Annotated in this window: 7 protein-coding genes; 3 read left to right on the forward strand and 4 right to left on the reverse strand. The window is 49.4% G+C overall.

Translation table 11 applies throughout. The features are described from left to right. Positions 1-148: 148 nt before the first annotated feature. On the forward strand, positions 149-14,134 hold the full coding sequence (locus Q394_RS0109855; RefSeq protein ID WP_169735891.1) for an SdrD B-like domain-containing protein: 13,986 nt from the start codon (positions 149-151) through the stop codon (positions 14,132-14,134). A gap of 91 nt (positions 14,135-14,225) precedes the next feature. On the opposite strand, the gene Q394_RS0109860 is transcribed toward Q394_RS0109855, so the two are convergent. Both Q394_RS0109860 and Q394_RS0109865 read right to left on the reverse strand, forming a co-directional pair. Next, positions 14,226-15,662, reverse strand: coding sequence for an Lcl domain-containing protein (locus Q394_RS0109860; RefSeq protein WP_028489146.1), 1,437 nt, complete (start codon positions 15,660-15,662; stop codon positions 14,226-14,228). A gap of 126 nt (positions 15,663-15,788) precedes the next feature. Beyond that, positions 15,789-17,018, reverse strand: a complete 1,230-nt coding sequence (locus Q394_RS0109865; RefSeq protein ID WP_028489147.1) for an Lcl C-terminal domain-containing protein — start codon at positions 17,016-17,018, stop codon at positions 15,789-15,791. Between the two features lie 235 nt (positions 17,019-17,253). On the opposite strand from Q394_RS0109865, the gene metG reads away from it, so the two are divergent. Both metG and Q394_RS0109875 read left to right on the forward strand, forming a co-directional pair. After that, a complete protein-coding gene (metG, locus tag Q394_RS0109870; protein ID WP_028489148.1) occupies positions 17,254-19,305 on the forward strand; it encodes a methionine--tRNA ligase in 2,052 nt (683 codons plus the stop codon). 39 nt (positions 19,306-19,344) lie between these two features. After that, positions 19,345-21,603: a DUF349 domain-containing protein gene (locus Q394_RS0109875; protein ID WP_028489149.1), complete on the forward strand. Its 2,259-nt coding sequence runs from the start codon at positions 19,345-19,347 to the stop codon at positions 21,601-21,603. Here the strand turns inward: Q394_RS0109875 and Q394_RS0109880 are convergent. Next, positions 21,575-22,492 (reverse strand): recombination-associated protein RdgC, encoded by a 918-nt coding sequence (locus Q394_RS0109880; RefSeq protein WP_028489150.1) that lies wholly within the window; start codon positions 22,490-22,492, stop codon positions 21,575-21,577. The genes Q394_RS0109875 and Q394_RS0109880 overlap by 29 nt on opposite strands. A gap of 57 nt (positions 22,493-22,549) precedes the next feature. Next, the gene (locus Q394_RS0109885) at positions 22,550-23,692 is read right to left on the reverse strand and encodes a DUF1501 domain-containing protein (RefSeq protein WP_028489151.1); all 1,143 of its coding nucleotides are present in this window, start codon (positions 23,690-23,692) and stop codon (positions 22,550-22,552) included. Between the last annotated feature and the right edge of the window lie 20 nt (positions 23,693-23,712).

Consider the following 23,712-nt stretch of genomic DNA (forward strand, 5'->3'; position numbering starts at 1 on the left):
GTGATATAATCAATTATAAAATACAATAAATGAAATAAAGAAAAAGCCGAAAAATCATAATGATAACGGAATTATAAGAATGAAGCCCTCATTGCCTAAAGCTCGTATGCCTGCTGGATCGCTTGGTTTTGCTCTGCAAATCTTGCTTATGTTACTGCTGCTAGTTGTCCATGGTACAACGCAGGCAGCAGCAAGCTGCCCTACTGGAATGACCCTTTCCACCGACGCAGGCAATGCCGCCAGTGTCATTCTGGATACCGGCGTTGATTATGAAACTCAGGCAACAGGCGCACCCTCAGCAACGAATACAACCCCCAGTTCAAGCAATTCTGCACTGGTTGCCGCAGGTGATACCTTAGGGTTGGATTTGGACAAAATCATTCCCGAAGGCTCAACAATTGAAATTTCTTTAGGCCGAAATAATAGTTCAGGACGTGTTCGGATAGAAATGTCATTGGATGATAATACCTATACATCAGTAGGCACTTTTGGCGCTAGTGGCACATTAGGAACAGGCACTACCAGCAAACTCGGGCGAATCAACGTCACCATACCAACGGGCAGCGCACGTTATATCCGTTTTATTCGGGAGGCGGGGGGTGTCTGGATAGATGCTGTTTCATATACGGAAATTTGTACAGTTTCAACGCCTTATGATTACGGTGATGCACCCGATACAGCGAATGGTACATCGTCCAGTAACTATGAAACACTTAAGACTGATAATGGCCCTCGTCATATCATTACGCCCGGCTTAAATCTGGGTGCAACCGTGGATGCGGATAATGGCACGTTACAAAATCTTGCGGCGAACGCGGATGATACGTCTGGTACAACCGATGATGAAGATGGTTTGATAGCCCCTCCGATCATCCCAACGACCAGTGGCCAACCATATACCCTGACCAGCTATGTTAACAATACAATAGGCAGCGCCGCTTACCTAAGTGTCTACATAGATTTTAATCGAGACGGTGATTTTCTTGATGCAGGTGAGAAAGCGAGCACTCAAACCCTTTATGGCTCTAATTATGTCAATTCAGTGTTCACTACACCTACCGGTTTAACCCCCGGTGTAGTGTATGCTCGCTTGCGCCTTAGTTTTGATGAGGCAGCAGCAAATTCACCCGTTGGAGCAGCCAGCAGCGGTGAAGTCGAAGATTACGCACTCACCGTTTCCAGCGCCCCTTACTACGACTTTGGTGATGCCCCAACCTCTTATGGTAGTGCTCAACACACCATTAACAGCAATATTTACCTGGGTAGCATTGGTCCAGATGCAGAAGCAGCAAATCAACCGACCTATAACGCTAGTGGTGATGGCATTGATGAAGACGGCGCTCCACGACAAACCCAAAACCTAGCTATCACGCTATTTCCTATCTTAAAAGTTAACACCAGTAGTTATAGTGTAGACGTCAGAGCCACCAATACAACAGGCACTTCTGGAAAACTCTATGGTTGGATTGACTTCGACCAAAATGGGGTATTTGATCTTGATGAGGCAGCATCCGTCTCTGCGCCCAATAACACATCGGGCACTAACCTGACACTCACATGGAATTCAATTCCAACCGATATCAAAGTAGGAACAACCTTTATACGCCTGAGACTAACGACGGATACCAGTGTTACACTTAGCAAACCCACTGGCAACGCTAGTAACGGTGAAGTGGAAGACTATCCCATTGCCGTTGCCCTGGATATCCCACCTAATAGTCCTACGGTCACCATTATAAAAGGTGATACTTCAGCCAGCTGTGCTAGCACACTATTCACGGACAATTTTGACGACCTACCGAATGATAAATACTTTGGAGAATATACATCAGCAACGCCTTATGTTATTCGCAACTGGACAGCAACAGGCGGTGGTGTAGATACCTATGCCAGAACACTTTCAGTAGGTGCTTATGCCGCAACACAGGGCATATCAATCTATTTCGGAAATGGTACAGTCCGCAGGGTTTCACCTGAGGTTGGCACAGGCTTCACGTTTGATGGTAATGGCAAGCTCACCTCAGCACTAGACGCTATTGAACTGCGCGATGACGCAGATGATACAACGCCCGGATATCACTCCCATGAAGCAGACTGGGGGCCTAACCCTGTCAAATTCTCACGAACCTTTACTACTGTTGCAGGGAACAAGTACCGCCTGTATTTTTCAGCGATACCAGAAGATGCAGGCAATCCCACCTACGCATCAGGCATCATGCGAGTCGATACCCCCAGTGGTTCTATCCATTTTAAAGCGCCAGGTGGACAAGAAGGTCTACAAAAATACCGTATAGAATTTACCGCCACCTCGACATCCTCAACCATCAGCTTCATCAACTATGGGCATATTAGCACTGATGGTGGCTGGTGCGACCCTAGTTCATTGATATCAGGCGCATGGTGTACCGCTAATGGTCATTCCGTCAGCAAAACAGCCAATGAATTGATTATTGATGACGTGGTCATTGCCGCAGCATCGGCCTGTGCTACCAGCAATATTAGCGGGTTTGTGTATATTGACAGAAATCTGAACGATAGCTTTAACACTGCAACCGATGGTGTTCTTAATAACATTAGTGTGACGCTATATGATAATAATAACACGCCAGCTACCACTGACGATGATACCGTCATTGCTACAACCTCTACTGCCAGTAACGGTGCTTACAGTTTTACAGATGTAAGCCCCTCGATGCATTACCGCATTGAAGTAGACACACATGATACCGACTTACCCACCAATGCTTACAGTGGCACCTCCAATCCATTAATGGATGTGACGGTTGCATCAGGTAGTAACTTAACCAATCAGAATTTCGGTTTTGATATGACCTGTGAAGCCACTGCTGGACAGTTTGGTGGACTTGCGTTCCGCGATTACAACCAAAATGGTATTCATGAAAGCAATGAGGATGGCATAGCAGGTGTCACGGTTACCGCTTATGATGCCAGCAACACAGCGATTGCCAACGCAACTACCGACGTTCATGGATGGTATAAACTAAGTGGGTTAACCAACGGCACACAATACCGGCTTGAATACACTGGTTTGGCTGTAGACCTCTCATCCAGTGCTCACGGCACAGATACCGCTACCAATGTACGCTTTGTCACAGCAGCGGCCAGTTGTTCCAATCATTATGGGGTCAATGATCCTGTTGAATACTGCCAAGCTAATCCATCGGTAGCTACCTACAGTTATACGCAGGGAGATCCTGCGGCTACAAACGTTGGTAGCTACACCAGCATACACACCTTCCCTTATGACGCCAGTGGTACTTCATATTCCCAGACCATCGCGGCAGCGACAAAAGCCAGCATCGCCCAAACCGGTGCTTTATGGGGTATGGCTTATCAAAAGTCGAGTAAGACATTATTTGCTTCTGCTGCTATTCGTCGCTTTGCGGGACTAGGTTCACTCGGCACAGGGGGAATCTATAAAGTTGACATGAGTAACCCTACCGCCAATACCGGCGCCTCACCCTATATTGATATACGCAATATTGGCATTCCAACTGGGGCAGATATCGTGCGGGGTACTGATGCCTGTAACACACTGGCCAATAACCCCTGGGGTTCTGCTCATGACGTGGCAGCTTGGGATGCGGTAGGCAAGATCGGTATTGGCGACATTGACTACGATGAAGCCAACAATAAACTATGGCTTGTCAATTTAAATGACCGTAAATTATATGGCATCAAAAACGTAACCCCCAGCAGCACGCCTACTGCTGCTGATGTATTGGGTGGTTACAGCATCAATCTTCCCTCACCTTATACCTGTACCAGTGGCACATTCCGTCCTTGGGCGGTTAAATACTACCGTGGAAATGTCTATGTCGGCGGTGTCTGTGACGCAGCTAGCGATCCTTATACACAATCGAAAGTAAGAGGATATGTGCTGAAATTCAACCCGGCCAATACCGCCGCTGGTTTTAGCTATGTCAAAGACTTTGCACTTGACCAAACCCGTCCAGACTATAGTGGTTACGAGGCCACAACCCAGTGGAATGGCTGGATTCCACCCGCTGATGCGATTGGCTGGCCATACTTTCATTCACCCATTATTGGCAATATCGAGTTTGATACAGATGGCTCAATCATTATTGGCGTCATTGACCGAGCTGGCCTGCAAAACGGCAACAACTCTTATGATGAGCCATCCTGTACGGATACATCCCTCGATTACACCACCTCACGTGGGGATATTTTACGCCTATGTAAAACTGATACGGGCTACCTTAGCGACTCAGAGCTGGGCTGCTCCACTAATATTCCGGTGAACAGTAAAATTCAGAATGAATATTACTGGGGTGACATGGGTCCCACCTATAATTCATGGGAAAGCATGAATGAAATATCAGCAGGTGGATTAGCGATGATCCCGGGCAGTAGCCAAGTATTAACCAATGCTTTTGATGCCGGTGAATGGGGATCCAATAGCGTTGTATGGCTAAACAACACAACCGGTGGCGCTGATAAAAGCTACTATGTAACGTGGACAACGACTAATAAAAGTGCTGGTATGGGTGAACTGGAAGTCATGTGTGACCAGTCTCCCATTGAAGTCGGCAATCGTGTATGGCTGGATACCGATAAGGATGGCATTCAAGATGCCGGAGAAGCCGGTATTAATAACGTTACGGTAACGCTTACTTGCGGTACAGATACAGCAACTACCACGACCAATGCTGAAGGGGAATACTATTTCTCCAATACGACTGGCGGCAATACGACTTTCATGGATAGCGGAGAAAGCTGCAAACTCAAGATCAATACCAGTCAAGCCAACTTAAGCGGCTATTCGCTCACGACACAAAATGCTGACAGCAAAACCGACAATAACAGCGCTACCGACATCCGCGATTCAGATGCGGCGAATAATGCTGGAACGGCAGAAATCAGTTTCACCGTCGGCAGTAATGGTCAGAATAATCATGGGTTGGACTTCGGCTTTACAAGCCTCTCTGGCACAAGCCTCTCTGGTAAAGTCTTTGAAGATGTCAATTATGGTGGTGGCTTAGGTCGCTCCATCAGCAGCACGGGCATCGCCGTGATTATGGGAGTACGGGTCGAACTGTATGACTCGACTGGTGCCTTTATCACCAGCTCAAACACCATTGATGGTGGGCCATACACCTTCAGTAATGTTGCTAACGGCAATTACTACGTGCGGGTTGTCAACGACACTATTCGCTCAAGCCGTGCAGGCTCCAACGCCACCGAGCGAGCAATCCAGACCTATCGTACTGATGGCACGACCGCTGTTAATAACGAAGTTGGCGGGCGCAACCCTGCACTCGTGGATAGTGCAGCCAATACGACCAATCAAACCCTGAACACAACGACGTTCAAACTATCTGGGGGTGGGCAAGCTCAATCCGTCCAGCCCATCACGGTCACGGGTAGTGCTATTACTGGCGCTAACTTCGGCTTCAACTTCAGTACCATCGTCAACACCAATGACAGCGGGCAAGGCTCCTTGCGTCAGTTCCTGCTCAACGCCAATTTATTGTCACGAACGGGCATATCTCAGGTACTTCCCGCCAGTATTCAAGCTGACTATAGCGCAGATACTGAAGTCTCGATTTTCATGATTCCCACTTCAGCACTAAGCGGTGGTGTTGCCACCATTACCTTGAGCAATACCAATAAGCTTCCGGCACTCAATAGAGCTGATGTTGCATTGGATGCACGTACCCAGACACTCAATATCGGGGATACCAATCCAGGAACATTAGGCACAGCGCAGACTGTCGGTATTGATGGTTTAAACGTCCTGCCGATCAGTCGCCCTGAAGTGGCAATAGATGTCTCCGCCATTACTGGATCAGGTGCTGTCTACCCGTTAACCATTAACGCTTTACGCAACCATGTCCGTGGCTTTAGCTTGTACGGCGCAATCACCGGCGGATTTAGTAACCCCAGTGCCGCAGTATTTGTCTCTGATACTGGGTCAGCCACCATAAAAGACAACGTTTTTGGTGCATTACCAGATGGTTCCCAACCTGCCACTGCTAAACAGAACCGCCGTTTCGGCTTCCTCAGCGAAGGCGTTTCTCAAGTGAGCGGCAACTATTTTGCCTATAACGGTTATGGCGCAGTGTTTAGCTTAACCAACGCCAAAGGCTCCTCCTTCACTGCCAACTACATGGAAAATAATGGCCCGAATGCCAACATTGGTTCATTAACAGGAGCACCAGACGGTGACGCGGTAGCGGTACTGGATCTGGCAGAAGTATTGATTGAAGGCAATTACATTCGTAACAGTACAAACATGAATGGGGTACAAACTGACCTTGGCAAATCCGTTGAATTATCCAAGGCGACCAATACCATTATTCGTAACAACACCCTGCTCAATGGTTACAGTGCAGGCATTGGTGCATTCAACGGTACGACCAATAGCACCATTGAGAAAAACATTATCACGACTACCCGTGGTTCTGGCACCTCACCGACTGGCCCTGCCATTCTGGTAAGTTCAGCCTACGCTGTTTCTTCTGGCATCACGATCAGCCATAACCATACATTTGCCAATAGTGGCTTAGGGATTGATCTGGATGCACGCACAACGGTTGCCACAAGCACGGGGAATGGCATTACAATCAATGACGCCAGCGACGCTGATACTGGGCCGAATAGCCTGCTCAACTTCCCTATCCTATCGCAAATCGCCCCTGTGGGTGGCAATTTGACCATCAAAGGTTGTGCGCCAGCAGGATCGACGGTAGAACTGTTCGAAGCCGATGTCAGCACTGGTGGAGCGGCTACCACAGGTGCCAACAAGTTCGGTAAAACGCAGGATTATGGCGAAGGCCAGACTTACCTTACCCGTTTTGTCGAGGGCAGTGGCTCCGATACTGATACGGCAACCTGTACCCTGCCAATCGATACCGATGGTAATAACCAAACAAGCATGAATGCCTTCAGCATCTCGATTCCATTACCGACAGGGATTACTTCAGGAGATATGCTGACATCAACGGCTACCCTTGCCAGTACAGGTACATCTGAATTCTCACCGGCTCTTGTAGTCAGCGCGACAAGTAGCATCAGCGGCACGGTTTATACCGATGGCAATGGCAACAACACCTACGATTCCAGCACAGAATTTGGCATTAGCTCCATCACTGTCAACCTATTGAATGATGCGAATGGTGCCAACGTCGCGACCACTAGCACAGCGGCAGATGGCTCTTATAGCTTCAGCAATATCAATGCCGCACTGACTTACCGAGTTGCAGTAGACACAGCGGATACAGACTTGCCAACCGGCTCTACTATCCGCACGACCAATCCACTGACCGGTATCACGGTCACTGCGAGTGTAGCAACTGCAAACAAAAACTTCGGTTTTAACCCCCCACCAACGGTGATCAAAACACCACCTGCTTACGCAGTTTGCAAAACCACCAGTGTTGAACAACTGGATGCATTCCAGTACGCGACAGCGACTGGCTCAGGAGCGACCGGTACACCTAGCCTTACATATCAGGCGCCAACAGGTTCCAACCGCATGATGCTCGCTATTCTCAGTGTTGAACGTGACCATACGCCCACCACCCCGCGCGGCGACAACTTTGAAACCAGCAATCCAGGGGTTGTAATGCCGACACTGACCTTTGGTGGCGTATCGATGCAAAACAATGCCTTCAGTGCGGAGTCAGCGGGCAGCAGCAATAACTTTGCAGATGCAGAAGTTTCACGTAGCTATTACTTCTATACCCTATTTGACCTCAGCATTCCTGCTGGTGCGCAGAAACTGGAAGTAAGCGGTATCAATATCCCGAATAATGCTGGGGATGAGGCCATTCTCACCGTGGCTACCTTTGCGAATGTAGGGGCTGCGAATCCGATTGATACACCTGACAGTGCGATAGATCGGATAGCACCTTTCAATATTTCGTTATCAGCCTCGCCAACAACGACAAACCAACCACCAGGCACCACCAACAGTGACAATATGCTGCTAGCATTTGGCTCATCTTCCCGAGCTGAAACACTGACTATTGGTACCGGCTGGAATAAACTGGCTGAAATTCAGGCGATCAATGGTAATGGTATTTATAATACATCTTCTTCAGGTCGAACTAGTGGGCCATATACCGAAAATGATGGCCATACCTTACTGATACAAAGCATCAAAGGTGTATCTACAACACAAACGGCATTAATGAGCAGTACCGCCAATAACATTGTTGGCTTAGGCATGCATGTATTTCGTCTAACGGCTCATGGTTGCGATTATGGTGATGCACCAGCCAGCTATGGGGATGCTTACCACTCACAAAGCTGGAGCCGCCGTATCGGCACACAACGCGGTGATGCTGAAACTGCCACTTTAATAGGTACGAATGCCAACGGTGATGATAGCAACGGTTTAGATGATGAAGATGGCGTTACCATGCCTGCATTGACTGCCGGACAATCTAGTACCATTAGCGTCAGTGTCGGAGGATCTGCCTATCTAAGTGCTTGGATTGACTGGAATGGTGATGGAGACTTCGCAGATTCCGGTGAAAAAATTGCCAACGATCTTCAAGATTCTGATGCGGATGGCATTATTCAAATAACCACTAACGTTCCAGCAAATGCCACAACCAGCCAGACGTATGCACGCCTCCGCCAGTCTATCAATACAGGAGCAGATGCTACAGGTTGGGCTTCTTATGGTGAGGTCGAGGATTATGCACTAACCATTACTGCACCAGCCTGCTCATTGGTCGTCACCACCACAGCAGATATTGATAATGCAGCCAATGGCTCAGGTTCATTGCGGGATGCTATCGAATGTGCAAACAGTAAACCAGGCACGGATACCATTACCTTCAACATGCCCAATACGGAAGCAGGTTTTACCAACCCAACAGGTGCAGGAAATGACTACTGGTCACTAGTATTGAACAGCCAGTTACCCAGCATTACCGAAGCGGTAACGATCGATGGCACAACCCAAACCACCAATAAAGGTAATACCAACGCAGGCAATGTCGCCAGCGCCAGCACCGTCGGTTCCAATGCTATTGCGATTGCAGCCGTCGCCGCACCAGAAGTGGAGATCGTCGGCCAATGGTATGGCGCAGGGTTTGACATCAAAGCCAATAACGTCAACTTGTACGGGCTAGGTTTACGCAAATTTGACACGGATATTCGCTTGGACAAGGCTAATACTAGCGGCATATTGATGAGTGGCATGGCATTTGGGGTGAATCCTGTATCAGGCACTGACCCCGGTGCAGGCCAGCGCTCTAATCAACACATTGCAGTGAATGCTTCCAATGTTAGCTTTGTGCTGACCAATAGCATTCTAGGTTATAACGACACCAAACGCGGTATTGTGACCGGCGAGAACAACAGTGTCTCCAACATCACAGCCAACATCAGTGGCAACCATTTCGTTGGCGTTGGTCTATCCGGCAACAGCAATAATGCTGCGATTGAAATACTGCGCACCCAGAATCCGAGTGTGATGATAGCAGGCAACCGCTTTGTCGGACGTGGCAAAGGCACTGCCAGCGACCTTGCGGTGGAGTTCAACGACTATGGCGGCGGTGATGTCACCTGCACGACCTGTCTGGTAGAAAACAACGACATGAGTGGTTTCCACGATGGTGTGGGCTACTTTACCGACGCCAGCATGACGGGCTTAATCATCAGTAAAAACCGCATCTTCGACAATACTGAATTCGCCGTTTTCTTGGGCAATGTCCAAAATGCCAGCGTGTCGCAAAACCAGTTGTACAACAATGGCAAGAGCGGTGTACTGATCAATAAGAATGCCGCCAAAGGCAATACCATCACTCAAAATAGCATTTACAACAACGGTGAAGTGGGTATTAATCTCGCGGGCGGCAATCAGGTTGATCCCGGTGGTATCACGCTGAATGATGCCAATGATACCGATAGCGGGCCAAATAACCTGTTGAATTTCCCCATTTTGAACCAAGTCATTATTGGCACAACCAATATAACTGTACGTGGTTGCGCCCAAGCCGGGGCGGTGGTGGAAGTGTTTGAAGCCGATGTTAGCACCGGTGGTGCAGCTACCTCAGGTGCAAACAGCTTCGGCCTATCACGAGACTACGGTGAAGGCCAACGTTACCTCGCCAGCCTAGCAGAAAACAGCGCGGCTGATAGTGATAGCGGTGATTGCTCCCTACCCAGTTTTGACGGTAACGATAATACTGGCATGAAGGCATTCCAGTTCACGATTGCGCTCCCCGCCGGTTTGACGGTAAACGATAAACTTACCGCAACCGCTACGTTGACAGGCGTAGGAACCTCGGAGTTTGGCCCAATGCTAACCACGGAAGGTGCACCACCCAGCGTTGGCGGTGGCTCTTGCGCGGCAACGGGCGGAACAGACATCCTGTTTATCGTGGATAATTCCGGCTCTATTACCACATCGGAGTACACAGACTTTGCCAACACGATTCAATCGGTTGGTTCAAAACTGCTGACGACTAACCCAGCGAACCGTATTGCTGTTGCCCACTTCGGTGGCCCTAGCGACTCGTTGACCAGCGGTGGGCAATATGTTTACTTCGAACGAAACTTCTCCAGCACGACCATGAATACACCCATACGCCAATTTGGTGAAAATGGTGCTTACGACGCGAATTGGTGGGCTGATCACCTTGCCGGTGCTTTGCAACAGATCCGTTACGGACTGGATGGCAATACAGGCACAAGCTCCAACTATATTGTTAGCCCGATCAAAGAGCTGTCACGAAACCTTACCTCACCGTTGCAAATTGTACTGATGACCGACGCAGTACGTTACGGCGATTATGTGCCAAATGACATTACCATGCTGATTGACCCGGCTGGTTCTGGTGCTGAACCGGATGATGGCTCTAACTTTACAGTTTATAACGAGTTAAAAGCGCAGGGCATTAACTTCTCAGTCGTCAGCTTCAACCCTGACCCAACTGATATTGCAACTTCAGCAGCCATTGCTTCGGTCGGAGGCACTTACACAGGCTCGATTGAAGCGAACCCCAAAGACCCGGCTGGTTCACAAACGACACCTCGACGTTTCGTTTCGGTCACCTCTGGCTTCCAGTTAACAACAGCCCAGATTGACGAATTGGTGGAAGGTACGGCTATTTGTAGCAGTAACATCTCCGGTTTAATCTTCGAGGATATCCACTACGGTGGTGGTGCAGCACGCCCAGCCAGCGCGTCTGGCACCGTCAGTGTGGCGGGTGCAACTATTGAAGTTTATGGGAATACCGGCAACTACATTGCCAGCGTATCCTCGAATGCCAGTGGCAACTACCAGCTACCCAGCCTGCCGGATAATACCTATTACGTGCGGGTCGTGAGTGATTCCGTCAACTCCAGCCGCACAGGCCATAATGGCTCTGAGGTGCCCGTCATGACTTATCCGAGCGTGGGCGGCAAAAAGCCAGCAGCAGCAGACGCAGGTACTAACAGTGATGCATCCAGTTTAAACACCAGCACACTCGTGTTTAATAGCGGCGCATTAAACGGCAAGCAAGCGCAAGCAGTACGTCAAGTCACCCTGACAGGCAGTAACATGACAGGCATGGACTTTGGCTTCAACTTCAGCACCATCGTCAATACGAATGACAGCGGCCAAGGCTCTCTGCGCCAATTCCTTTTAAATGCCAACCTGCTAGGCGATGACAGCACCCTAATGCAAACCAACATTGTCGCTGGTAAAGAAACGCGCCTGGCTGGCAAAGAAAATGCTATTTTGGAGTTGCCAACCAGTGACCCGAAATACGATGCGGTAAAGAACTATTGGAGCATTGCCTTGAATAGCCCCTTACCTACTATAACCTCACCGTTAGTGCTAGATGGTTCTCTACCAGCAGGCTCCAACAGCACGCCAACATTGGAGCTAAAAGGCACAACAGCAGGTGCAGGTAGCAATGGCCTGACCTTAACCGTGGCAGGCAACACCATTCGCAAGCTCGCCATCAACGGCTTTGGTGGCGCGGGCATCTACTTGAATGCCAGTAATGATAATAACCTGCAAGCTAACTACTTGGGCATGACGCCAGATAAAGTGCCTCGCGCTAATACAGGAGCAGGCATACGCCTGAATAACGCCAACAATAACCTCATTGGTGGCACTGCTAACGACATGGGCAATGTGATTGCCAATAATGGTGGTGATGGCATCACGGTAACAGGTGCGAGTCTGCTAACCAATGCTATTCTAAGCAATAGTATCCATAGTAATGGCGGGCTTGGTATCGATATTAATGATGACAATGTTACGCCGAACAATGCCAGCGACAACGCTCTCAACTACCCAGAAGTAAAAGTCAATTCATTCGGTGCAAACGGCACAAAAGTCGTCACCTATGACTTCAATCTGGATGTTCCCGCCGGTAATTACCGCCTAGAATTCTTTACCAGCACGGCGAAAGATCCTTCTGGCAACGGTGAAGGTGAAATCTTTATCGGTAGTAAAGATATTACCCATCCGGGAACAGGTAGTCTGAATATCAAAGGGACGTTTAATGCCACTATGACCGTGAATAAAGGCACGTTCATCGCCACCACGCTGACTCAAAAAATCAGCACGACCAGTTTCAGTGCAACCTCCGAGTTTTCTGGTATTAGCGATGGTATTACCACGCAACTATGCGAAAGTTTAATAGACTCCAGCAGCTCCGGTTCAAATATCGTCATAGATGAAAACATTGCGGACGCTACCATCAAGCTCTTGGAAGCCTATGATTACTCGACTACACCAGCAACACCGATAACCTATGTTATCAGCGGTGGCGCAGATGGCGGCTTGTTTACTGTTGAAAATCCAACAGCAGGTGCCACCTTGCCGTGCGCATCGATAAAATTCATCAAAAGACAGACCGTCATTACCAAAGCCGCCAGTGCTGATATTGAAACGCGAGCCATTATCACACCGGCGCAATTACCCTCACTGGGTAACTATGAACAACCGTTGGATAATGGCAATGATAACGTCTATGACTTCCAAGTCACAGGAACCACCAGCACAGGTAAAAAATATGTGCGTGACCTGAGTGTACAGATCATGGATTCCAACGAGGCACCGTTCATTACCTCAGCAGCAGGCATATCCTTCATGGAAGATACCAATGCTGATGTCAGCACTATCAAGGCGCAAGACCCAGATGACGGTGACACTTTATCCTTTAACATCAGTGGGGGAGTTGATGCCAAGCAGTTCGAAATAACCACGACCACGGGCATACTACGTTTCCGGGCAATCCCTGATTATGACGCCCCTACGGATACCAACCGCGATAATAGTTATGAAGTAGAAGTGAGCATAACCGATACAAGCGGTTTAAGTGCCAGCAAACTCTTCAATATCACAGTGACCAACAATACGGATGATGATGGTGTGCTACTGAATGTTAGAGCGTTACTCCAAGGAGCTTACAACACGAAGACAGGGCTTATGTCAGACGACTTAAACAAGTTGGGGATACTACCCACCCAGCAACCCTATGGTATCGCTCCTTTTAATCATACAGGCGCTGAAACACTCAGCACCCTGCTCCGGGAAGCGACAGACAGTAATGCGGTCGTTGACTGGGTATTGGTTGAATTACGTAGTAGCCCAAGTAGTGTTATTGCTAGCCGTGCCGTCATGCTGCAACGCGATGGTAATTTGGTTGATTCACAGACAGGCTCAGCGACGCTACATTTTGCCAGCGTCAAAGCAGGTAATTATTATGTTAGTGTCAGGCATCGTAACCACCTTGGTATTATCAGTGTTAGCCCAGTCAGCCTAGATCATACAGAGAGACTGATTAACTTCACGAGCAGCTCAACCGCTATCAAAGGAGAAGAATCATGTCTGATCAGCGGAAAACTAGCACTCATGTGGGCAGGTGACATCAATGCCAACAATACATTGACTGCCAACGGCCCTAACAATGATCTAACCAACTTGATGAGTAATGTCATCAGCGACAAGGATAACGCACAGGGCAACACCAACCATATTCTGCATGGCTATCTCGCAACGGATCTAAACATGGATGGCAAAACACTGTTCACCGGCCCCAACAACGACACGAGTCTATTGGTGGGTAACATCATACTACACCCGCTAAATACCGGGTTCGCTGCCAACTACATCGTGCGCGGCGGCTTGTAAGCAAGCAGTACGTACCAAAAGAAAGGGCGGTTCGTTTATCACGAACCGCCCTTTTCTCTTTCAAGTTATGCCGCGATGCGCAGCAAATAGATTAGTGGTCGCTGACCAAACGGGTATAGCAAACCCAGTTAGCCTGAGGGTAGATTGGCAAACCATCCTCTACTTCACCACCATGAAGCCGTAAAGGAACCAAAATACTCTGTTCCAGCATCGCTGTTGTTCTACCTAACAATGGCTGGGTATAATCAACACCCTGATAGTTGCACTCTATGCGACCATCATCGGTATAGTGCAATGCGGTACCGGCAGCATACCCACAGTCAGCCGCAGTACTGGCCATATTCTCTGCACAGTAAGCAGATTTTTTATAAATATTAGCCGTCTCTGGGAAAATCGACTGATTGATGTGTGGTGTCTTATCACCAGCATTGATCTGGGCAATACTACCCAACTCAGCGCGAAGTGGTAGGCGCCATACTCCTTTTCTGCCGCAGAATCCCTCGCTATTTACCGTATCCCTGTAAGTATAGGAATCACAAGTACCTAACACAGCACAGAGTTGAACACCGTTATAATCGACCGTGTTACCGTATCCTGCATAGTTATGGTAATGGCGATAACGCCAGTCTTTATCACGTAAACCTCCATCATTGGTCTTCTCTTCCCAAATCAGGCCAGTATTTTTATCTTTGACACATGCCCAAGAAGTCGCCGCCGCTGGTAGCGCCTTCCCTGTATTATCTAGCTTGATATAACGACCAGACACCGTTTCAGCTGTGGTCGAGATAGCAGGAATGGTTGTGATAGCTTGCTCAAGACTCAAACTATTATTTATTTGACCCAATAACGTCCATGTATCATTTACGATTTTTTCTGCCGCGAGACGCGCAGCATTTGCTGCGGACGCCGCTGTTTGAGCTGCTTGTGCCGCAGCATTAATTACAGCAAGATCACTTGAATTTTGCGCTTTGACTTGTTCCTGCTCAGCAAGTGCTGATTGCTGTGCCGCGGTCGTCGCGTATTGACTCACTTGCGTAACGTAACTTTTGAAGGTGGTCATCGCAGCGGATTGCGCGACTGTTGGATAGGACTTTACCGCGTCGGTCGTTTGCTGTGCCAATCTTGCAACTGTATCACTCGCGTCTTTCGCCGATGTTGCATCACTCTTAGCATTCGCAAGCGCATCACTAACCAATTTCTTAGCTGAAGCCAAGTCACCTGCCAATTGTGCAGCGGCCTGAGCAGCAGCAGTTGCGGCGGCAGTAGCAGCCGCCGCCTGAGCAGCAGCAGTTTCAGCGGCAGTAGCAGTTGTAGTAGTCCCACTAGTGGTTGCCGTAGTAGTCTGAGATGTAGTTTCAGTCGAATTTGTCGATGCTAATGCCGTAGTCGTAGAGCCCGTGCTATCAAGCGCTACATCACTTCCCCCAGATCCACACGCTGTTAATAATGATGAGGTCAAAATACTGGCAATCAACCAGCCCTTATTATTACTGTATTGAGGGTGATTAACCCGTGAGTGCATCTTCATGACATTCTTCCCCTAAGAATAATTGATTGATTTTCATAGAAGGTAGAGCCTTACTACCTTCTCAACAAAGAAGACGAGCCGCACATGAAAATGTGTCGCTCGCCTTCCTAAAGTGCTGGATCACACTTACTGAGATGTGCCGCTAACCATGCGGGTATAGCAAATCCAGTTAGAAGCATTACCTGGATTATTCACCAAACCATCTGCTATTTCCCCGTAATAACGGAGTGGAACAAGGATACTGTTTTCTAAATTCTCTTTAGTTTGAACACCATTCAAAAGTGGCAAGCCATAATCTACCCCTTGGTAGTTGTGCTCTGCATCATCACCCGTATTGGTATTCATAGCACAATAAGCCGCCACTCTAGGGTTGTAGATAATATCGGGGAAAATAGCCTGATTAATGTGCGGCGGAGTGCCGCCATCATTAATTTGAGCAATGCTGCCCAATTCGCTCTTAAGCGGAATCCGCCAGTTATTTTTACCGCAAAGGTTATTCTGGTTCACTTGAGCAACATAGGTATAGGCATCACAAGTACCTAAGCCTTGGCATAACACATTACCCTTGGTGTCTGTCGTATTGCCGTAGTTGCCATAGTTATGCATGTGCCGATAACGCCATTTTTTATCCCGCAGGCCGCCATCAGAGGTTTTTTCTTCCCACACCAAACCCGTATTATTGTCCTTTACACACGACCATGAGTCTGCGTTTGCGGACAATGTATTGCCATAACTATCCAGCTTGGTATAGCGGCGAGCAGCCAAAGCCGATGCAATATCACTTTCTAACTGCGTCAATGCTTTCTGGGCTTGTGCGAGAGCCTCTTCTGCTGCTGCTCGCGCTGTTTTTGCCGTCGCAGCAGCTGCTTGTGCAGTGCTAGCAGCCTGTTGCACCTCAGTAAGGCTTTGTGAACTTTGCACGGTAGTGTTGGCTTGATCAGCAATAGCTTGTTGCGCAACGGCAAGTGCCGCCTGTTCAATAGCTTGAGCAGCATACGCTTGGGTCGATGCCAATGATTGAGCCACTTCACTGTATGAAGAGGCTTCACTAGCCGCTTTTTGCGTCAATGTTGTCGCGGTACTGCTAACGGTTTTTGCGGTGGTCACATCTGTAACAATTTCACTCAGAGCATCACTAACTTGCTGTTTAGCAACTTCAATACTTGCAGCAGTAGTCGCAGCCACTTGCGCAGTTGCGGCAGCTTGGGTAGCCAAGTCTTCCGCTGAAGTCCCACTACTGCCGCTACCACAAGCAGTCAACAGTGAAGACATGACAAGACCAGCCCATACCATATGACTGTTTTTTGCAAAAAAAATGTTGTTGGAGGCATGGGAGCCACCCTTGCTCATATTCATGATCTATTATCCATAAGTGGTTAAGCTTGGTTTATGATGTTGATTAATTATTATAGTATGCTTATGAGAAAAAGCTTCATTAAATTTATTAATGGGTAATTTTAGGCGGCGAGCTGTAGTACGAGTTGTAGTAGATACTCGCGTCAACAGTCTCTGATTACACCTCCGACAGTGGCACAAACCCCCACAACCTGATACTTTACAACGTCAAAATCAGGACTACCCAGACACAGCCATGCAGCCAAGAAAAATCCTCATTACCAGCGCCCTGCCCTATGCCAATGGCCCGATCCACATTGGCCACATGGTCGAATACATCCAGACTGATATTTGGGCACGTTTTCAACGCTTACGCGGCAACGAATGCCATTATGTGTGCGCTGATGATACCCACGGCACCCCCATCATGTTGCGTGCCCAGCAGGAAGGCATCACCCCCGAACAACTGATTGCCCGTAGCAGCGCAGAACACCAACGTGACTTTGCGGGTTTCAATGTCGCCTTCGATAACTACTACACCACACACTCTGATGAAAACCGTCACTTTGCAGAATTCATCTACAAAGCCGCACGTGAAAAAGGGCATATCGAAAAGCGCACGATCCGTCAGGCTTACGATGCGCAAGCACAAATGTTCCTGCCCGACCGTTTTATCAAGGGTGAATGCCCACGCTGTGGCGCGGCTGATCAATACGGTGACAATTGCGAAGCCTGTGGGGCAACCTATTCCCCCACGGATTTGAAAAACGCGGTTTCCGCCATTTCCGGCACCAAGCCCATCGAGAAAGAAACCGAACACTATTTCTTCAAACTCGGGCATTTTGAAGCCTTCCTGCGCGAGTTTCTCGCCAGCGGTGCGGTGCAAAAGGAAATTGCCAACAAGCAAATGGAATGGTTCGAGTCTGACCAAGGTTTGAGCGACTGGGATGTGTCCCGTGATGCGCCTTACTGGGGTTTCAAAATCCCCGATACCGACGACAAATATTTCTACGTGTGGCTGGATGCACCTATCGGTTATCTGGCGAGTTTCAAAAACCTGTGTGAGCGCACTGGGCTGGATTTTGATGCCTACTGGAAGCCCGATTCCACGACTGAAGTTCACCATTTTATCGGCAAGGACATCGCCTACTTCCACACCCTATTCTGGCCTGCCTTGTTGCATGGCGCGGATTTCCGCACACCGACGGCGGTACATTGCCACGGCTTCCTGACCGTCAATGGCGCGAAAATGTCCAAGTCACGCGGCACGTTCATTCAGGCTGAAAGCTACCTCAAGCACCTCAACCCGGAATGGTTGCGTTACTACTTCGCCAGCAAACTCAGCAGTGGCGTGGATGACATCGACCTGAATCTGGAAGATTTCATTGCGCGGGTCAATAGCGACTTGGTGGGTAAAGTTGTCAATATTGCCTCGCGGTGTGCAGGTTTCATCAATAAGCGTTTTGCCAATACGCTGTCAGCCACCTTGCCAGACCCCGCTTTGTATCAAGCATTTAGCGATGCATCCGAACACATTGCCGAACTCTACGAAAATCGCCGCTACAATCAGGCAATGCGTGAAATCATGGCGTTAGCAGACAAAGCCAACCAATACGTTGATGAACAAAAACCGTGGGTATTAGCCAAAGACCCGGAACGCCTTGCAGATGTACAAACCGTTTGTACCCAAGGCATCAATATGTTCCGCGCCATTGTCACCTACCTCAAGCCGGTTTTGCCACAACTGGCAGCAGACACCGAAAGCTTCTTGAATGCCGGAGAACTAAACTGGAACAGTGCCGAAAAACCACTGTTAAACCAAGAAATTGGCACCTTCAAAGCCTTGATGACCCGCGTTGAAAGCACCATGGTAGAAGCCATGCTTGAAGATAATGCTTCGGCTGCGCTCAGCAACCAAACCGAACGTTCCCTGAGCGAAGTCGAAGGGAATACAGGCGCATTGGCCGATGACCCCATCAGCCCAATGATTGAATACGATGATTTCGCCAAAATTGACCTACGAATTGCTAAAATTGTGAAAGCAGAGCACGTCAAAGGTGCAGACAAGCTGGTACAATTGACCCTTGATCTAGGCGGAGAAACCCGCAATGTTTTTGCCGGGATAAAATCAGCCTACGACCCTGCCGATCTGGAAGGCCGCCTGACTGTCATGGTTGCCAACCTTGCGCCACGCAAAATGCGTTTTGGGGTATCGGAAGGCATGGTATTAGCAGCAGGCCCTGGCGGTAGCGATCTGTTCATCCTGACGCCAGATAACGGTGCTGAGCCGGGAATGCGCGTAAAATAGAATACTCATAAAACACTCAACAAGACGATAATAAAGACGATGTTAGGGAAGTTTTTCAAACCAAAATGGCAGCATAATGATGCCAACGTCCGCCTGAAAGCACTCGCCAATTTGGCGAGCGATAGCGTGGAATTAATCAAGATAGCCCAAAGCGATCCTGACAGTAATGTGCGCATGGAAGCCATTACACGGCTATCTCACCTGCCAACACTGGTGCAACTGGGGCATACCTCCGGTTCTATCGGTGAACGCTCGAGACAGCGGGTAATCGGCCTAGCCGCGACTGATCATCACCATGACCACTTGTTGGCAGACGTATTTCAGTGGCTACAAAACCCAGCACTATTACGCAGTATTGCTCGAGATTCCCTGCGCGGTATCAAGCTACGCCATCACGCCATCGCCAAATTGGATGATCAGGAATTACTGTTCAACATTGCCGACAAGGATACCTCCAAAGAAATCCAGTACATTGCCGCCAAGAAAATCACGGATCTGGAACAACTCAAAACCCTTGAGAAGCACCACGGCAAAAGCAACAAACGCCTACGTCAACTCCTGAAAGATTGTTTGGAAATCGAGCAACAGCAGCAACAAAAGCAAGCAGCGATTAACGGTCTGTGTGCTGAAACTGAAAATCTTGGCAAAACCGGCACATGGGAACAAGGCAAAACCCGCGCAAAAGTACTGGAACAACGCTGGCTAAAACTGACGACTCAGCCATCACCTGAACAACAAGCACGCTTCCAGCAAGCGCTTGAACACTTCCGACAACAACTGAGTGCTTGGGAAACCGAGCAAGCGCAACGCAACCAGCAACTTGCCGAACAAGCAGCAGCACAAGCCCGCTCTCAAGCCGAAGCAGCGCAACAAGCAGAACAAGCGCTGCACGCTGCACTCGAACAACAGGAACGTGAACAGCAAGCACAAGCCGAAGCCCGTCAACGCCAACAGCAACAGCAAGCTTTGCGGGAAGAGAAACTTCAACAGCTGCATGAGACCCTGAAAACATTGGAAGCACACCTCGATGCCGAGCAATACGGCGAAGCGATTGAGGTTCACAAGGCGCTCAGCGCCAATATCAAGGATGCTTCAGAACTGCCGAGCAAAGACATCGCCTTTTTCCAACGCAGGCTGCAAGCCTTCGCCCCCATGCTGCGCGAACTGCAAGACTGGCGACGCTGGGGAACCGATCAAGTACGCAAACAACTGATCGAAACAGCAGAACACTTGCGCTCCGATGACGACATCGCCCCACAGGAACGCGCCAAAAAAATCCACTCCCTGCGTGAAGAATGGCGCAAGCTGTCCCACATGGAACCTGGACAACAACGTGCCCTATGGCAAGCCTTTGATGCCAATGCCACCGCTGCTTACGAACCCAGCAAACAATACTTCGTCGAGCAAGCCCAACAGCGTGAAGCTCACCTGCAACAACGCCATGACATTTGCGCCCAGCTTGAAGCTCTCCATAACGCAACCGATTGGGGACATGCTGACTGGCGTAGCCTACAAGCAGGTGTCAACCAACTGCGTAAACTGTGGAAAGATGCCGGAACCGTCAGTCACAAAGACTGGAAAAGCATCAATGAACGCTTTAACGCCGCGATGGATTCACTGGAAGCCCACTTCAAGACTGAACGTAGCCGCAACTGGCAGGAACGCACCCAACTCGTCGAACAAGCTCAAGCCTTGCTGGAGCAACCCAATACCGCACAAGCAGTCGAACAAGCCAAAGCTCTGCAAACCCAGTGGCTCATTACCCTGACATCGCGCCCTTCAGACGAGCAGCGCTTGTGGAAACAATTCCGCGAACCGATGGATACCCTGTTTGCCCGTGCCCGTGATGAGCGCCAGCAACAACAGCAGGAACGCAACGCCCAGCTTGCCGAAGAAGCTCGTCAGATAGCCGAGCAACAGCAACGCGAACTGGAACGCCAGCAACAGAAAGTAGCAGAACTCGAAGCGCTCGCCGCACAATCCCTCGACTATAAGCAGGCGGAAGCCAGCGAGGACGCGCAAGTTTCCAACCGCACGGCAGGCGAATTACTGTGCCTACAACTGGAAATTCTGCTAGGTCTAGAAACCCCCGCAGACTTCCAACAAGTTCGCCTCCAATATCAGGTAGCGCAACTTTCGGAAACGATGCGTAGCCGCAAAGATGCTCAGGAATCCAATGCACAGGCACTACCGCTATTGAAACAATGGTATGCCTTGGGTGGAATGCCCGCTGCCGCACTGGCAAGCCAGACGGCACGGATCGAACACATTAAGGAAGCACTTCTTCCTCAGCAGTAAAGCAACGCAGCAGGTCGGTCAACAGTTTGTTGACCTCCCCTGTCATCAGGGTGAATTCGATGTCGAGCTTTTCCGCGTGTGATTGCGGATCAGCATCCTTGAGGTTTTCTTCCAGCACATCGAGGAAACGCACCCGGCGGATGCCCAACTCGTCGGTCAGCATGAAGCTGATTTTGTTATCCCACACCAATGCTAGCTTGGAAACGGTCTTGCCCGCTGCAAGGTTGGCTTGCACCACTTCGGCATTCAGCTCATGGCGCTTGAACACCGCAACACTGTTTTCCTCGCCTTGGCCTTTCAGCTCGCACTCTTCACCCAAAGCAAACGGCGCAGGCAAGGTATGATCATCCGCCAACCATTGCGTCATCATCACGGCCGGGGACATATCCGTTTTAGGCGGTGTGACCGGTAAACTACCAATGGTGGTACGCAGTAAATGCGTCAGGCGTTCGCCTTGAGTATTGGAAGAGCTGTTGATGATCATCCAACCGTTGGGTACGTCGATCCAAGCATCCATTTTTTTGGTGCGGGTGAAGGCTTTGGGTAACAACTCAAATTCGATCTCGTCACGCAAATCCTGCTTTTCGCGCTTACCCACCTTACGGGCATCTTTTTCTTCGATTTCAGCCACCAGTGCATCCAGCTCTTCGCGAATCACGGAGGCAGGCAACAGCTTTTCCTGATGCGCCAGTGTCAATAACAAGCAGCCGTTGGCAGCGTGAACCAGTTGTTCGCTGTTGCGCCCAAACGGGGAAACCCAGCCACTGGCTTCGCGCAGCTCATTGCCGCAGCCCAGAAAGGGTTTGCTTTCAAGGGCTTCGTGCAGTTCTTCAGGGGTAAGGGTGAAATCACTGCTCAAACGCAGCAGGTAGAGATTCTTGAACCACATGGGAAAGCCTTTCTATGATGGATAGGAAGGCGGATTATGCCGGAAACCTTGCCAGACTTAAACAAACGGCAGTGTACCGAATGGCTTCCACGGGTTAGCCTGCCTCAGCCACTGCTGGGCAACCGTGCCATAAACCTTACGGAAGTCGACACTGTGCGACAAATTACCTTCCCCATCCAGATGGCTCAGATCAGGTTTATCGCCGTAAATGCCGCCACGTACCTTGCCACCCATCACCAGTTGTACGGAAGCCGTGCCGTGGTCAGTGCCTTTGGCATGGTTTTCCTGTACCCGTCGCCCGAATTCCGAATACGTCATCAGCATGACATCATTCCAGCGCCCACCGCGTTGCATCGCTTGAGCAAAGGAATCCAGCCCGCCTGCCAGTTGGTATAACAAATTACTTTGCACACCCGCCTGATTGCTGTGGGTATCAAAACCATCCAATGTGACCATGTACACGGTGGCATCCACCCCCGTGAGAATCATTTTTGCTACTGATTCCAACTCACGTCCAAAACCACTGCTGGAAAAATTAACCCCTAATGCTGCGGGATGCTGTAGTTTTTTACTCAACTGCTCCCCGGCGGCATACAACTGGTGGTGTACATTGGTCAAATGTGCCAACACTGAATTAGTCGTGACGGGCTGAATATCCTCCAAAAGACTGATCTGGCTAAGAAAACTTTGTGGGCTTTGCATCGCAATAGTATTGCAGTTTTTCCCTGTTATCGGCACAGCACTATCACCGATAGCAATACCATGTAAACCTGGTTTGCACCCCGGTAGCAATGCCCCTAACCAGCCGGTGTCCGAATAGTTGCTGGCATCAACGGCGGTTTCCCAAATATCAAGCGAGCGGAAATGCGACAGACTTCCCTGCGGATAACCCACACCTTGCACCCAAGCCATATTGCCTTTATCCCACCAGGGTTTCAGCACTTTGAGGTAAGGGTTCAAGCCATAGCTCTCGCCAATATCGAGCACCTGATGTTTAGGGATGCCTAGTGTAGGGCGGGCTTGATAATACAAGGGGTCAGTATAAGGAACCAGCGTGTTCAAGCCATCATTACCACCCGCGAGTTTCACCAACACTAAAATACGCTGCTGCGGGCGGGGAGCAGCCGCCAGCACTTCCGCAGGCAGTGCACTCAGCCACGGCAGCAATGCTGCCATTCCTAGAAATTCTCGACGGTTCATATGATCTGCATCCACATCAT

This window comes from Thiothrix lacustris DSM 21227 (assembly GCF_000621325.1).
Lineage (GTDB): Bacteria > Pseudomonadota > Gammaproteobacteria > Thiotrichales > Thiotrichaceae > Thiothrix > Thiothrix lacustris.

Excerpts from the sequence above, each read along its gene's own strand:
- Q394_RS0109875 (WP_028489149.1), top strand. The coding sequence starts at position 19,345 with ATGTTAGGGAAGTTTTTCAAACCAAAATGGCAGCATAATGATGCCAAC.
- Q394_RS0109855 (WP_169735891.1), top strand. The coding sequence starts at position 149 with ATGTTACTGCTGCTAGTTGTCCATGGTACAACGCAGGCAGCAGCAAGC.
- Q394_RS0109880 (WP_028489150.1), bottom strand. The coding sequence starts at position 22,492 with ATGTGGTTCAAGAATCTCTACCTGCTGCGTTTGAGCAGTGATTTCACC.
- Q394_RS0109860 (WP_028489146.1), bottom strand. The coding sequence starts at position 15,662 with ATGAAGATGCACTCACGGGTTAATCACCCTCAATACAGTAATAATAAG.
- Q394_RS0109865 (WP_028489147.1), bottom strand. The coding sequence starts at position 17,018 with ATGAATATGAGCAAGGGTGGCTCCCATGCCTCCAACAACATTTTTTTT.
- metG (WP_028489148.1), top strand. The coding sequence starts at position 17,254 with ATGCAGCCAAGAAAAATCCTCATTACCAGCGCCCTGCCCTATGCCAAT.
- Q394_RS0109885 (WP_028489151.1), bottom strand. The coding sequence starts at position 23,692 with ATGAACCGTCGAGAATTTCTAGGAATGGCAGCATTGCTGCCGTGGCTG.